Annotated in this window: 16 protein-coding genes; 3 read left to right on the top strand and 13 right to left on the bottom strand. The window is 39.9% G+C overall.

Annotated features, from left to right (window positions below; genetic code table 11):
- Nucleotides 1-149: 149 nt before the first annotated feature.
- Nucleotides 150-1,772, top strand: a complete 1,623-nt coding sequence (gene mltF, locus PR761_RS00725) for a membrane-bound lytic murein transglycosylase MltF (protein ID WP_230083545.1) — start codon at nucleotides 150-152, stop codon at nucleotides 1,770-1,772.
- A gap of 28 nt (nucleotides 1,773-1,800) precedes the next feature.
- Here the strand turns inward: mltF and tadA are convergent, their stop codons facing one another.
- Entirely contained in the window at nucleotides 1,801-2,304 is a 504-nt protein-coding gene (tadA, locus tag PR761_RS00720; protein ID WP_039855057.1) for a tRNA adenosine(34) deaminase TadA, read from the bottom strand.
- A gap of 86 nt (nucleotides 2,305-2,390) precedes the next feature.
- A complete protein-coding gene (gene leuE / locus PR761_RS00715) occupies nucleotides 2,391-3,038 on the bottom strand; it encodes a leucine efflux protein LeuE (protein WP_006814727.1) in 648 nt (215 codons plus the stop codon).
- 191 nt (nucleotides 3,039-3,229) lie between these two features.
- On the opposite strand from leuE, the gene PR761_RS00710 reads away from it, so the two are divergent.
- Nucleotides 3,230-3,679, top strand: a complete 450-nt coding sequence (locus PR761_RS00710; protein WP_006814728.1) for a hypothetical protein — start codon at nucleotides 3,230-3,232, stop codon at nucleotides 3,677-3,679.
- Between the two features lie 251 nt (nucleotides 3,680-3,930).
- Complete coding sequence (locus PR761_RS00705; RefSeq protein WP_112837089.1) at nucleotides 3,931-4,191, top strand: YfhL family 4Fe-4S dicluster ferredoxin; 261 nt, start codon at nucleotides 3,931-3,933, stop codon at nucleotides 4,189-4,191.
- 63 nt (nucleotides 4,192-4,254) lie between these two features.
- Here PR761_RS00705 and acpS read toward each other — a convergent pair whose 3' ends face one another.
- The 11 genes from acpS to rpoE all read right to left on the bottom strand — a co-directional run bounded on the left by acpS (nucleotide 4,255) and on the right by rpoE (nucleotide 13,963).
- A complete protein-coding gene (gene acpS, locus PR761_RS00700) occupies nucleotides 4,255-4,644 on the bottom strand; it encodes a holo-ACP synthase (RefSeq protein WP_006814791.1) in 390 nt (129 codons plus the stop codon).
- Complete coding sequence (gene pdxJ, locus PR761_RS00695; RefSeq protein WP_006814792.1) at nucleotides 4,644-5,375, bottom strand: pyridoxine 5'-phosphate synthase; 732 nt, start codon at nucleotides 5,373-5,375, stop codon at nucleotides 4,644-4,646. Before pdxJ ends, acpS begins: the two co-directional genes overlap by 1 nt.
- A gap of 245 nt (nucleotides 5,376-5,620) precedes the next feature.
- Nucleotides 5,621-6,352: a DNA repair protein RecO gene (gene recO, locus PR761_RS00690; protein ID WP_006814793.1), complete on the bottom strand. Its 732-nt coding sequence runs from the start codon at nucleotides 6,350-6,352 to the stop codon at nucleotides 5,621-5,623.
- A gap of 11 nt (nucleotides 6,353-6,363) precedes the next feature.
- Complete coding sequence (gene era, locus PR761_RS00685) at nucleotides 6,364-7,272, bottom strand: GTPase Era (protein ID WP_006814794.1); 909 nt, start codon at nucleotides 7,270-7,272, stop codon at nucleotides 6,364-6,366.
- Nucleotides 7,269-7,949, bottom strand: coding sequence for a ribonuclease III (gene rnc, locus PR761_RS00680; protein WP_039855073.1), 681 nt, complete (start codon nucleotides 7,947-7,949; stop codon nucleotides 7,269-7,271). The genes era and rnc overlap by 4 nt, the downstream gene beginning before the upstream one ends.
- A gap of 283 nt (nucleotides 7,950-8,232) precedes the next feature.
- Nucleotides 8,233-9,198: a signal peptidase I gene (gene lepB, locus PR761_RS00675; RefSeq protein WP_154610580.1), complete on the bottom strand. Its 966-nt coding sequence runs from the start codon at nucleotides 9,196-9,198 to the stop codon at nucleotides 8,233-8,235.
- Nucleotides 9,199-9,215: 17 nt separating this feature from the next.
- A complete protein-coding gene (lepA, locus tag PR761_RS00670) occupies nucleotides 9,216-11,012 on the bottom strand; it encodes a translation elongation factor 4 (protein ID WP_126437468.1) in 1,797 nt (598 codons plus the stop codon).
- 271 nt (nucleotides 11,013-11,283) lie between these two features.
- Nucleotides 11,284-11,748, bottom strand: a complete 465-nt coding sequence (rseC, locus tag PR761_RS00665; RefSeq protein WP_006814798.1) for a SoxR-reducing system protein RseC — start codon at nucleotides 11,746-11,748, stop codon at nucleotides 11,284-11,286.
- A 3-nt stretch (nucleotides 11,749-11,751) separates the two neighbouring features.
- The gene (gene rseB / locus PR761_RS00660) at nucleotides 11,752-12,702 is read right to left on the bottom strand and encodes a sigma-E factor regulatory protein RseB (RefSeq protein WP_006814799.1); all 951 of its coding nucleotides are present in this window, start codon (nucleotides 12,700-12,702) and stop codon (nucleotides 11,752-11,754) included.
- Complete coding sequence (rseA, locus tag PR761_RS00655; protein WP_006814800.1) at nucleotides 12,702-13,325, bottom strand: anti-sigma-E factor RseA; 624 nt, start codon at nucleotides 13,323-13,325, stop codon at nucleotides 12,702-12,704. The genes rseB and rseA overlap by 1 nt, the downstream gene beginning before the upstream one ends.
- A gap of 59 nt (nucleotides 13,326-13,384) precedes the next feature.
- Entirely contained in the window at nucleotides 13,385-13,963 is a 579-nt protein-coding gene (rpoE, locus tag PR761_RS00650) for an RNA polymerase sigma factor RpoE (protein WP_006814801.1), read from the bottom strand.
- Nucleotides 13,964-13,973 lie beyond the last annotated feature (10 nt).

Below are 13,973 nucleotides of genomic sequence, written 5' to 3'. Positions count from 1 at the left end.
GTTGAGCAGAATACAAACTACTGGATTTATAACCATTACTCAACAGTCGATTTTCTAAATACAACACCAGCTCTTATACGAGAAATAACTATTTGAATAACTTAAAAGTTAACTATTTTATTGTCGTGGTCATCGCATTGCTGGCAACTATGATTATTGGCTTTAATATCCGATGGTCAAATACGCACAGCACCCAAATCGACAAAATTCTCTCTAAGGGAGAGCTGCGCATCAGTGCTGTCAGTTCACCACTTATTTATATTGATGAGCAAAATCAGCTACGTGGTTTCGACTATGAACTTGCTCAAGGCTTTGCCACTTACCTTGGCGTAAAGCTTAAAATTATTATTAGACCTACCTTTGAACAAATTTTTGCAGATCTTGAAAATGATGATGCCGATATTGCTGTTGCGGGCTTACTCTACAATAAAGATCGTTTAGAAACCCTGAAAGCGGGCCCGAGTTATCTTAATGTCACTCAGCAATTGGTTTACCGCAAAGGTTCACCTCGCCCTAAATCTTTTAATGACTTAAAGGGTAAATTAGTGGTGATTGCTGGGAGTACTCACGCCAGCACATTACAAAAATTGTCTAAAGAGTATCCAAACCTAAAGTGGGAAGAAAGTAGCGAGTATTCCCCAAATCAGCTACTTGAAATGGTCGCTGAAGGCGAAATAGATTATACATTAGAAGACTCTATCGCTATTGCATTACAACAACGTAGCCATCCCAAAATAGCCGTTGCGATTGATTTACTCGATGACCATGCTATTACGTGGTATATGCGCCGCAGTAACGACGATAGCCTTGATGCTGCCCTTCTCGACTTTTTCAATCTCAGCAATCAAAATGAAACTCTTGCACGCTTGACTGAACGTTATTTTAGTCATGTGGAATCTTTTGATTACTTTGATACCATCACTTTTATTAGTGCAATCAATAATAAACTTCCTGACTATCAACCTTTATTTGAAAAATATGCCGACAGCATTGATTGGCAGCTTCTTGCTGCCATCGCATGGCAAGAATCTCATTGGGATCCTTTAGCAACTTCTCCGACGGGAGTTCGCGGGTTGATGATGTTAACTAAACCCACTGCAGCTACGATGGGCATTTCTGATCGATTAGATCCCGAAGAGAGTATTAAGGGAGGCGCTGCTTATTTAGCTTATTTGATGGAGCGCCTGCCAAAAACTATCGCTGAAGATGATAGGATGTGGTTTGCGTTAGCGGCATACAATATGGGCTATGGCCATATGATGGATGCACGTAAACTCACTGAAAAATTAGGTGGCGACCCTGACCGCTGGTTAGATGTTAAAGCTAGGCTTCCATTGCTAGCTCAACCTAAATATCACTCTCAACTGACTTATGGCTATGCCCGTGGTCATGAAGCTTATCGCTATGTCGAAAATATCCGTCGTTATCATCAAAGCTTGGTGGGTTACTTACAAAGCCAGGAAAAGAAACAGCGGACATTAGATATTGCTAAAAAATCACAAGTTTATGTCGTGGTTCCAAAAAATGATCCGCAGCTTTCATCTTACATACTACCAAATAAGTTAAATAGCTCACCAAAATCCCCGATTGATCTTGGCGTATTTAATAAAAAAGAGAATTCGACCTCGACATCTTCCTCTAAGCCCGGCTCGGAAAGCTCATTAGGTGAATATTTATTATCTAAGCCGCCGTTACCTCAATATCCTGTCATCAAAAACCCAGAGAGTAATAATGTTCAATCCGTGAATAACACACAATCAGTAAAAGAATGATTTATCCTTGAGCCCATACACACAACAATCACAATGGATCTTGCTTTTGCTGATGTCGTTGGGCTTTGATTTGTTCACGGCGCATTTTAAAAAATGCACTCAACATCGATGAACAAACGTCTTCCAAGATACCTCCGGTGACATCAACATAATGGTTCAATCCTGCTTGCCCCATAATGTTAATAAACGAACCACAAGCACCTGTCTTAAAATCTTTGGCGCCATACACGACACGACCAATACGGCTATGTATCATCGCTCCCGCGCACATAATGCAAGGCTCTAAAGTGACATATAACGTGGTATCCAATAAGCGGTAATTTTTCAGTATTTTTCCCGCTTGTTGTAGGGTAATGATCTCCGCATGTGCAGTCGGGTCATGCTGTTCAATCGAGTGATTCCAGCCCGTTGCAATCAGTTGGTTATCTTTGACAAGTAACGCGCCCACAGGGATCTCCCCTATATCTTGCGCTTGTTTTGCTAGCTCAATAGCTTGAGCCATCCAATACTCATCAATTTCTAATTGCGTCACACTAACCTCTCCCCTATTCAGACCCAAGCCATGATTATTACGAAATGTTAAAGTGACTGCAAATTGAATCTAATATAAATCAATAGCTAATTACTAAAAATGGCAAGTTTTGCAGCGAATCCCATAAAAAAAGCGCCTACCGTGCAATTTCCTAATTTCGCAAGAATTTGTTTCTCTCGTAAAAAACGTGCAATTAGGTAGCCACTAAAAATTAATAGACTGAGATATAAAAAACTGATTGCTTCTAAAATAGCGGCCAATACCAGATAAGGAACCCATGCGTGAGCATAATTAAAGTCAATAAATTGAATAAAGAAAGAAATATAAAATAAAATTGCTTTGGGGTTTGTCAAACTCAGAATTAACGCACGGGTAAAATGTTTTTCTGCTTTGATTTCAATGGTTTCTTTACCAACCGGTAATGATTTTTTTTGCCAAAAAGTGGAATATAAAATTTTACAACCTAAGTAGAGTAAATATGCCGCACCAAGATAGCGCACAACCATGAACAGGGTTGGTGATGCCTTAATCACCGATGCAACACCAATGAAAGAAAGAAAAATTAAAATTGCATCTCCAGTAAATACCCCCAATGCAGCCCGATAGCCTGATTTAGTGCCATGTGAGGTACTTGATTTCAGTACATACAGGGAATTAGGTCCCGGTACAATGATAATCAAGATTAACCCTGCCAAGTACGTCCAAAAATTTAATACCCCGAGATTTTCAAACATCGCTACATCCTAATCGTTTTTTCTTATTACTATCACAACTTGATTTATTTGTGAACAACTTGCATTTATTAATTTTTAAATCATTCGAATATATAAAACAAGCTAACAATTAACATTATTTTTAAATTCAAATCATTCAAATATGATTAATGGGAACTTGAGTTTTCTTAAATTAAATACGAGGAATAATAATGGCATTTATTAGAAGAACCGTTCAATCGAACATGTTCGATGAGTTCTATCCAACTACACTGGCATTTATTGCCGGTAAAAAATCATTCTTCTTAGGTCATTCAAGAGATAAATCTTATATGATCTATAACATGTCCGATGCAGGTAAAATCGATGCATCTGCTGTTGTTCAAAAAGGAAAATTGAAAACCTACCTACAAAATATCCAAGCTTTCTACGATTCAACTCAAAATAAACAATATCTTTATGGTTACAACTTGGATGAAAAAGTTATCGATGTTTATCAAATTGCTGATAATGCGAGTATCCAATTAATGTATTCTGAAGAGTTTTCCATTGAAGACTCAATCAAATCTGCAACCTTCTTTATTGTAAATGGTGTTCTGCATTTCTATACTCAATCAGACAAAACCAAATATTGGTATATCTATAATTTAATTACTTACTAATATTATTCAATAAATAATTTCATAGAAATAAGGATTGTAATTTAAATCCTTATTTTGTTTTTTATTTTTTATTAAAAATTTAATGAATATTTCGTTGATTACATTTTGTTTTAAACAAAAAACTACAGTTTGTTAACAATGTAATTCATTTAGTTTTAATCACCATAATTCAGTGTTTAATTGATTCGGTTCAGTGTAGAATAGTCAACAATTATAAAAGTTAAATTATCAAATAGATATAATCGATTAAAATGGCACTATTAATTACTAAAAAATGCATCAATTGCGATATGTGTGAACCTGAATGCCCTAATGATGCTATTTTCATGGGACAGGAAATTTATGAAATAGATTCTGACCTATGCACTGAATGTGTTGGCCACTATGACAAGCCAACCTGTCAGTCTGTCTGCCCTATCACAAATACCATTATTACCGACCCTGAACGAACTGAATCCCAAGAACAGCTATGGGATAAGTTTGTCATGATCCACCACGCAGATAAAATCTAACATCAAAAGTTTGTCATCCTTAAAAATTGCCGACGTAACGACGTAGCCTTGTCGGCAATTCATTTAATCTATCAGACTCTCTATAATCACTGTTGCTGCCGCATAATGGCGCTCATCGGTAATAGAAACATGAAAATGGGTTGCATTCAGACAAGCTGCCAGCTTCAAAGCTTCTCCACTGAGCGTTAATAACGGTTTACCTAACTTATCATTAGTGACCTCAAACTGATTAAAAGCCAATCCGTTACGGATCCCAGTCCCTAATGCTTTAGCAGCAGCCTCTTTAACGGCAAATCGTTTAGCTAAAAAACGGGCAGGCTTAGTTTGTTGCTGATATTGTGCATACTCGTATTCCGTCAAAATTCTTTTAGCTAAGCTATCCGCTGAGCGTTCAATGACTGACTCTATACGACTAATTTCAACGATATCAGTACCTAAACCTACAATAGCCATTATTTGCGTGCTTCCGTGAGTAATTGCTTCATATCGGATACTGCTTGCGCTAAACCACTAAATAACGCTCTTCCAATAATCGCGTGGCCAATATTCAATTCATAAATTTCAGGAAGTGCGGCAATACGCTGAACATTATGGTACGTCAAGCCGTGACCTGCATTCACTTTAATGCCTTTACCTGCGGCATATTTGACACCATCACGAATTCGACGAAACTCAATCTCTTGAGCTTGCTCTGTTTTTGCATCCGCATATGCTCCAGTATGGATCTCAATAAATGGAGCACCGCACTCTTGAGCAGCATCAATTTGCTCATGATCTGCATCGATAAACAAGGAGACTAAAATGCCCGACTCTGTTAGACGTTTTACCGCAGCAGCAACTTTTTGTTTTTGCCCTGCAACATCTAATCCCCCTTCCGTTGTCACTTCTTCACGTTTTTCTGGTACTAAACAACAATAAGTTGGCTTAATGCGACAAGCGATGTCGATCATCTCATCGGTGACCGCCATTTCAAGATTCATGCGAGTTTGAATAGTTTGGTTAAGTAACTCAACATCTCTGTCCGTAATATGGCGACGGTCTTCACGTAGGTGAATGGTGATACCATCTGCTCCAGCTTGTTCAGCAACAAATGCTGCTTGGACAGGATCTGGATATTGTGTTCCTCTTGCATTTCTAACGGTTGCAATGTGGTCAATGTTAACGCCCAATAACAGCTCAGCCATGTTTAACTCCCTATGAATAAACGGTCACTTATTTTTTATAAGTCGTATCGTACTGCACTTTAGCGCTTTGTGGGAATAAATCTCTCACTCTTTCCCACATATTACAAACAGATATCTGTATTGCACCTATTACATTCAACTTTTGGGAAGCGCTTCGAAGAAAATGGATAAGGATAAAAAATTAGCTGGATAGCAGATGAATTTGCACGTAGAAATATCTGCAAATAGCTTCAAAAAAATAAAATTTAGCTTTTATTATTAGTTAATATTGAAGGCATTGTCGTGAATTGCCTAAAAAGCTCTCGACTTTTTAACGGCTTACCTCCCAGATAGGGCTTTAAAGCCATCCGAGTAAAACGTTTAGCTGCCTTTAGGGTATCAGCATCAGGGAAATCACGGCTTGCCAGCGCTTTAAGTTGTTTTCCTGTGAAGCTAAATTGGTCTATTACTAAGCTACCAATAAATCCTTTTTCTTCGCGGTAACGATAAGTCATAGTATCCGATACAGGCTCTCCGCTACCTGCACAGTGCAGAAAGTCAACGCCGTAACCTAAGTAAGATAGCAGTGCAAGCTCAAATTGGCGTAGAGCAGATTCAGGTGTTCGCTCACTGCCTGCCAACACTTGTAAGCAAGATAGGTAATCAAAAAATAAGGCTGAATATGGGGTTCCAAACTCAAGGACACGGGCGGTTAATTCATTGAGATATAAGCCGCTATATAAAACAGTGCCGCTTAGAGGAAGAGCAAGAGAAACAGGATCTGCGTTAATGAGGGTCTTGATTTCACCTTTACCACCCCAACGGATTAATAAAGGTGTAAAAGGCTGCAAGCAGCCTCTTAAAGGTGAGCGGTTGCGCCTAGCGCCTTTCGCCAACAAACGTATTTTACCTTCCCCTTCAGTGAAAAAATCGAGTAATAAACTCGTTTCACTGTAAGGACGGGAATGGAGCACAAACGCACGTTGCCAACCACTCACGTTGTCACCGATTATTTTAAATCGTCAACATAACCCAGGCTACGCAGCGCTCTTTCATCGTCTGCCCAACCTGATTTAACTTTAACCCAAAGTTCAAGGTGAACTTTAGTTTCAAACAGACGTTCCATATCAATACGGGCTTCGGTACCGATAGTTTTCAGCTTGCTGCCTTTATTACCGATAACCATTTTTTTCTGACCCTCGCGTTCAACAAGAATCAAGCCGTTGATGTGGTAGCCACCTCTATCCATTTCTTTAAACTGCTCAATTTCTACAGTTACGGAATATGGTAATTCATCACCAAGAAAACGCATTAATTTTTCACGGATAATTTCAGACGCCATAAAGCGCTGAGAACGATCAGTAATGTAGTCTTCAGGGAAATGGTGAATAGCTTCAGGAATATGTTGTTTAACAATTTTCGCAATTGTGTCAACGCCCTGACCTTTTTCAGCACTAATTGGTACTACATCCAAGAAATTCATTTTCTGGCTGATCATACCAATGTGAGGCAATAGGCTCGTCTTATCGACCACATTATCAATTTTGTTGATTGCCAGAATAACAGGGCAACGTAAGCTGGATAATTTATTGACCACCATTTCATCATCTGGTGTCCAATGGGTTCCTTCAACCACAAAAATAACCAATTCAACATCACCAATAGAACTGGATGCTGCGCGGTTCATCAATCGGTTGATCGCTCTTTTTTCTTCAATGTGTAGACCTGGGGTATCAACATAGATAATTTGGTAATTATCTTCTGTATTGATCCCCATAATGCGGTGACGAGTTGTTTGTGGCTTTCTCGACGTAATCGAGACTTTTTGCCCTAACAACTGGTTTAATAACGTTGATTTACCAACGTTCGGACGTCCAACTATGGCAACAAAACCACAGTGGGATTGTAATTCACTCATTCAATCTCCAAGATTTTCAATGCTTGTTCTGCTGCGGCTTGCTCCGCTTTACGACGACTTGAACCAACACCATTAATAGATTGCTCAATACCACTGACTTCGCAGTGGATCGTAAATTCTTGATCATGAGCCTCACCTTTTACCTGAACAACTAAGTAATTAGGTAATGGAAGGTGACGCCCTTGCAGATATTCTTGTAGCCGCGTTTTAGGGTCTTTTTGTTTATCACCCGGACTAATTTCATCTAGTCTACCTTTGTACCAAGCAAGGATGATTCGCTCAATAGTTTGGATATCACTATCAAGAAAAATGCCACCAATCAAGGCTTCAACGGTATCCGCAAGAATTGATTCACGACGAAAACCGCCGCTTTTTAATTCTCCAGGACCTAAACGTAAACATTCACCGAGCTCAAATTCACGGGCTATTTCAGCCAATGTATTTCCACGCACTAACGTTGCGCGCATGCGGCTCATATCTCCTTCATCCACTTTAGGAAAACGGTGATATAAGTCATTTGCAATCACAAAACTAAGAATTGAATCACCTAAAAATTCTAATCGTTCATTATGCTTGCTGCTAGCACTTCTGTGTGTCAATGCTTGGATTAATAAATCGTGTTGCGTAAAGGTATAACCCAGCTTACGCTGTAATTTCTCTAATAAAAGAGGGTTCATGTGCGCCCAACCATTTCTTATTTGATAACAAAGCACACGCAACAGACCTGTAAAATTGGGTATTTTACAAAACTGTTGCGTTTGCACTGACATCCAACAAACACCACTCATAATTCATTGAAACTAATGAAAATAACTTTAATTAGCCATGATGATTTAACAGGAATGGTTGATTATTAGGAAGCCAATAATATTTAATACAAGATTATTGTACACTGGGTAAAACAATAATGCTTATGATAATGCGAGTTTTCATCTGAAAACCCGCATTGTCTGAATTGAATTATAGAGGACCAATACGACTAAAGCGAATACCCGTCGGCCATTCATTTTCTTGTTTATCTAAACTTAGCCAGATAAACACGGCTCGACCCACTAAGTTTTGTTCAGGAACAAAGCCCCACATACGGCTATCAGAGCTATTATCCCTATTGTCACCCATCATAAAATAATGTTTATCAGGAACAATCCACTCATTACGAGGCATATTGGGTTGAACATATTTAGCTTCAGTCATCGCTTCACGAATAATTAAAATCTGATGTTCAACAGTGCCCAACGTTTCACTTCTCTCGTACTGACGCAATGCATTTCTTGGCAATGCTTGGTCAAGAGGGATTTGATAGTTGCCCTTTTGGTTATCAACCACCGAGCCAATATCTAAAAACATCGTCCATTCGCTTGGCTTTAATGGACCATAAGTAATTGGTAAACGTTCGGTACAATTATTTGCTGTGCAGTTCGGATAAATAGTGAGTTCTTTGGAATCCGGATTATAAATAATTTTATCTCCCGGTAAACCAACGACACGCTTTACGAAATCAACATTAGGTTCTAGCGGGTATTTGAATACCGCGATATCTCCACGATTCGGTTTTCCTGTTTCGATTAATGTGGTTTGAGTAATAGGATCTTTCAACCCATAAGAGAATTTCTCAACCAACATAAAATCACCGACTAATAACGTCGGCATCATCGAGCCAGATGGAATCTGAAACGGTTCGTAAATAAATGAGCGTACAATCAGAACAATAGCTAACACAGGAAAAATTGAGGTTCCCGTTTCAAGCCATGAAGGACGACGAACTGCTTTCGCTAATTCATCTTCATTCATTGAGCCGTTAGTTACTTCCCGCAATTTTTTAAGCTTGGCTTTACGAGCAGGCGCAAGCTTAAATTTATCTAAGCACCAAATAATCCCAGTCACTAGCGTGGCTAATGTTAGGATCAGGGCAAATGTGTTAGCCATTGAGACTCCTTGTAAACTTAGCTGTCTTTACCAACATGCAATATAGCAAGGAACGCTTCTTGTGGGAGTTCAACGTTACCCACTTGTTTCATACGTTTCTTACCGTCCTTTTGCTTCTGCAACAGTTTTTTCTTACGGCTAACGTCACCGCCATAACACTTCGCAAGAACGTTTTTACGTAATTGCTTAACTGTAGAACGAGCAATAATGTGGTTACCAATCGCCGCCTGAATTGCGATATCAAACTGTTGACGAGGGATTAGCTCTTTCATCTTCTCAACCAGCTCACGTCCACGGTATTGTGAATTTCCACGGTGAGTGATCAGTGCTAATGCATCAACACGTTCGTTGTTAATTAATACATCCACACGGACCATATCAGATGTTTGGAAACGTTTGAATGCATAATCCAAAGACGCATAGCCACGAGATGTCGATTTCAAACGGTCAAAGAAATCTAGTACGACTTCTGCCATCGGAATTTCATAGGTCAGAGATACCTGATTTCCGTGATAAACCATATTGGTTTGCACGCCACGTTTCTCAATACACAGAGTAATCACGTTACCTAAATACTCTTTAGGCATCAGCATATGACACTCAGCGATTGGTTCTCTTAACTCTTCAATATTATTAAGTGCTGGTAATTTGGATGGGCTATCCACATGTACCACTTCACCGTTGGTTTGAACCACCTCATAGACAACCGTTGGTGCCGTTGTGATCAAATCAAGATCGTATTCACGCTCTAAACGTTCTTGAATGATTTCCATGTGCAGTAAACCAAGGAAACCACAACGGAAACCAAAACCTAATGCTGTCGACGTTTCTGGTTCATAAAATAGAGATGCATCGTTCAGACTTAATTTGCCTAGTGCATCACGGAATGCTTCATAATCATCGGAACTTACTGGGAACAGACCCGCATAAACCTGAGGCTTCACTTTTTTAAAGCCTGGTAATGCTTTATCCGCTGGATTACGAGCCCCTGTTAAAGTATCTCCAACAGGTGCACCCGTGATGTCTTTAATCGCACACACCAACCAGCCTACTTCACCACAACTTAAGGTGTCTCGGTCAACTTGTTTTGGTGTGAAAATTCCCAGACGCTCAGCGTTATAGACCTGTCCTGTACTCATCACCTTGATTTTATCGCCTTTTTTCAAGGAACCATTTTTGATACGGATCAGAGAAACAACGCCTAAATAGTTATCAAACCAAGAGTCAATAATCAGTGCTTGTAAAGGTCCTTCCGGATCGCCTTCCGGTGGTGGAATTTCTTTAACTAAACGTTCAATGACATCTTGAACACCAATTCCTGTTTTCGCTGAGCAGCGAACTGCATCATGAGCATCAAGCCCCACAATGTCTTCAATCTCATCCGCAACACGATCGGGATCCGCTGCAGGTAAATCAATTTTGTTCAGGATTGGAACAACTTCCAAATCCATCTCAATTGCGGTGTAACAGTTAGCCAGCGTCTGAGCCTCAACGCCCTGCCCTGCATCCACAACTAACAGAGCACCTTCACACGCAGCCAAAGAGCGTGAAACCTCGTAAGAGAAGTCAACGTGTCCTGGGGTGTCGATAAAGTTCAGTTGGTATGTTTCACCATCTGATGCCTTATAATCAAGGGTAACGCTTTGTGCCTTGATAGTAATTCCACGTTCACGCTCTAAATCCATAGAGTCTAGAACCTGCGCCGCCATTTCGCGGTCAGTTAAGCCACCACAAATTTGAATAATGCGGTCTGATAATGTGGACTTACCATGGTCGATATGTGCAATGATCGAAAAGTTTCTGATGTTTTTGATTTTCAAGGTAATATCTTCTTTTAAATTGCCTTACAAAATCAGTTTTGTGCAAAATTTGCTACAAAACTAAAATGCTATGATTATCACAAGATTGCTAATTAGCAGCATTTTACATACAAGAACCCTCTAACACAAAGATTCAATGTAAAACAACTGTAAAACTGCCGAAGTTTAATAAGTTACTGATGACATTTTTGAGTAACTAAAAGCAAAATCGCCAATAACTATTAATAATGGCTACGGGCGAATAATGGCTACAGGTGATTTCGGCTCAAGAATGGGTTTGAACACAAACCTCTCCGGGGGGAAGACCTATTTGCAAAACAATTGGTTGAAAATCTATTTTATGGCGCCAATGTGATGCCATTGTACGCGCAATAAAAAATCCAGCAAACCCGCCAAATACACCCGAAACAGCCACCCATAGCTGTTCAAAATCAGCAGACTGCGCTAATGCAGCAAATAAGAATAGGCCAATCAGTGGCGTTAAATAGACCAACATCGCCGAACGTAATAGGCTACCTTCAGGGATGCCAACCTCTATTTTTTGCCCTACAACGAGAGGTTGCTCAATTTCAATTTCTAATTCATGCTCTGTATTCGGTCCGATTTTATTCAATGCATAAGAGCCGCAAGCAGCTCGTGCACTGCAACTGCCACACCCTGCTGAAGAGCCATAACGCAATAATGCGCGCCCTTTTTGCCATCGAACAACTGTTGCCCATTCTTTTACCATGATTTACTCCCGAAATTGGATGCTACTCGCAATTAACTGTGAGGTTGCAAGCGGTAGCTCGCCTATTATCGTAATCACATTTTGCTTCTGAGTCATGGTATAAATTGTGCGGCGACCATTTTGCAACGGTTGATCGAGCAGAGGACCTTTGGATGCTTTAGTCACATTCACCGAAAAAGTGAACAGACCATCACTAAACATAGCGGTTTCTATTACATCATCATCCGCTAATTTCCTTACTGAGCGTGAGGTTTCCTCAAAACCAGGAGGGAGCATCCCAACTTGCCATTTAAATGAAGGATTTTCATTTCTTGGGGACACAAGTAAAGGCGGTAAATTAACATTGCGTAATGTAGCTAATGAATCTTGTACCGTTTTGCTATCAAGCACCGTAGAAATCACGCGAAATTGTTCTAGTGTCTGACTGTTGTTATCTAATAAATCCACGCGTAATGGCAATTTAGTTTCTTCATCGATGAGAACAACATAATTAAAGCGAGAATTGTCTTTTGAAATAATGCGGATAACTAATGCAGGTCTGTCACCAATATGGGTACGACCAGCATCGATAAAATTATAATAAGGTTGAATTTTTTGATAATCTGCAAATAACACCATTGGTAAATTATCAATGATATGGTCGCCGTTTAGGCTAAAGGCATCAAATCCCGGCTCAAAATAACTGATTCGATCCCCTTTTTGCACAATCTCTCGGCGAGATGAGTCCATTTGAATCATCTGAGAGATATTCTCACCGTCAATGATGGCGTGGCGGTAACGAACGGGAACAATATTTTGTGGGTTGAATGTCATGAATGACATTTCATAAGATAGATTCTGGGCAGCAGATCCCATTTCTTTAAAAAGAACATCGGCATCTTGTGTAGATGCCGAAGCTTGATTAGAAACAATCAGGCTGCCCGTCAGGCAGATGACGGATAACCATTTTTTCATTATTGCAGTTTAACTCCGGCAGACGCTGCATTTTTATCATTTTCATTATGCTGTTGATTTAGCATAGAACGTCTTTCAATCTCATACTGTTGCAGCATTGCATTAATTCGTTGGTTCTGTTGTTCAATTTGCTGAGTTTGCTGGTCTGTACCAAATAATTGGCTATCTGACAGATTCAAACTTACAGGCGCTCCACGACCGACTGGCACTGTATTAAACACTGGTTCATCGACCATTGAATCTACAGAATTGCTTTGGTTATATTGTTGAACACCAACAATGACCGCCAACGATACACAAGCTGCCACACCAATTTGAGTGATTTGGCTGGCCCATGGACGAATCTTGTTCCAGAACGGAAGTCGATTCCACGTGGATGGTTCAGGTTGCGACTCGACAACTACCTGAGGATTAATTCGCACAGCTTCATTCTCTAATGCTGCCGCAACTTTACTTGCAATATCAAGATGGATGACATCGCCAATATCATTACGCAGAGTATCACGAACAAGATGATAGCTCTCCCAGCGCTGTTTCAACGCTGAATCACATGAAATGGTATTAATGAGTTCTAAATCTAGAGCTTCACCATCCATCATTGCGGAAAGTTTCTCTCTTTGCATGCCCAATTACCTTCAGTTAATTGCTCACAGTTAAATTTTGACCCACAACTCCAACAAGATTAATAATGTTGGATCAAGGGTTGAACTTTCTCATCTATTGCTTCCCTTGCTCTAAAGATCCGTGAACGCACAGTACCTACAGGGCAATCCATCACTTCGGCAATTTCTTCGTAGCTTAAACCTTCTAATTCTCGTAACGTAATTGCCGTTCGAAGATCTTCGGGTAATGACTCAATGGTACGGAAAACAACTTTCTTCAGTTCTTCAGACAACATTAAGTTCTCTGGGTTCGAAATTTCTTTTAAAGCACCAGCTGTTTCAAAGTTCTCAGCATCGCTCGCTTCCAGGTCAGACGCGGGTGGGCGCCGATCTTGGGCAACTAAATAATTTTTAGCTGTGTTGACCGCGATTCGATAAAGCCAAGTATAAAAAGCACTATCACCACGAAATGATCCAATTGCACGATAAGCCTTAATAAAGGACTCTTGCGCGACATCTGGAACATCGGATTGCGGCACATAACGAGAAACTAAACTTGCAACTTTATGCTGGTATTTAATTACCAGTAAGTTGAAGGCTTGTTGGTCGCCTTTTTGTACTTTTTCAACCAGTACTTGGTCTGTCAATTGCTCGCTCATTCCAGGAACA

Source organism: Providencia sp. PROV210, assembly GCF_028479445.1.
GTDB classification, from domain to species: Bacteria; Pseudomonadota; Gammaproteobacteria; order Enterobacterales; family Enterobacteriaceae; genus Providencia; species Providencia rustigianii.
The sequence above is the reverse complement of the archived record's forward strand: the minus strand, read 5'-3'. Positions and strand labels throughout refer to the sequence as shown.

Bases quoted from the DNA above. Each gene is read 5' to 3' on its own strand.
- rseB (WP_006814799.1), bottom strand. From the start codon at position 12,702: ATGAAAAAATGGTTATCCGTCATCTGCCTGACGGGCAGCCTGATTGTT.
- PR761_RS00705 (WP_112837089.1), top strand. From the start codon at position 3,931: ATGGCACTATTAATTACTAAAAAATGCATCAATTGCGATATGTGTGAA.
- era (WP_006814794.1), bottom strand. From the start codon at position 7,272: ATGAGTGAATTACAATCCCACTGTGGTTTTGTTGCCATAGTTGGACGT.
- pdxJ (WP_006814792.1), bottom strand. From the start codon at position 5,375: ATGGCTGAGCTGTTATTGGGCGTTAACATTGACCACATTGCAACCGTT.
- mltF (WP_230083545.1), top strand. From the start codon at position 150: ATGATTATTGGCTTTAATATCCGATGGTCAAATACGCACAGCACCCAA.
- PR761_RS00710 (WP_006814728.1), top strand. From the start codon at position 3,230: ATGGCATTTATTAGAAGAACCGTTCAATCGAACATGTTCGATGAGTTC.
- lepB (WP_154610580.1), bottom strand. From the start codon at position 9,198: ATGGCTAACACATTTGCCCTGATCCTAACATTAGCCACGCTAGTGACT.
- rseA (WP_006814800.1), bottom strand. From the start codon at position 13,325: ATGCAAAGAGAGAAACTTTCCGCAATGATGGATGGTGAAGCTCTAGAT.
- rpoE (WP_006814801.1), bottom strand. From the start codon at position 13,963: ATGAGCGAGCAATTGACAGACCAAGTACTGGTTGAAAAAGTACAAAAA.
- rnc (WP_039855073.1), bottom strand. From the start codon at position 7,949: ATGAACCCTCTTTTATTAGAGAAATTACAGCGTAAGCTGGGTTATACC.
- acpS (WP_006814791.1), bottom strand. From the start codon at position 4,644: ATGGCTATTGTAGGTTTAGGTACTGATATCGTTGAAATTAGTCGTATA.
- rseC (WP_006814798.1), bottom strand. From the start codon at position 11,748: ATGGTAAAAGAATGGGCAACAGTTGTTCGATGGCAAAAAGGGCGCGCA.
- leuE (WP_006814727.1), bottom strand. From the start codon at position 3,038: ATGTTTGAAAATCTCGGGGTATTAAATTTTTGGACGTACTTGGCAGGG.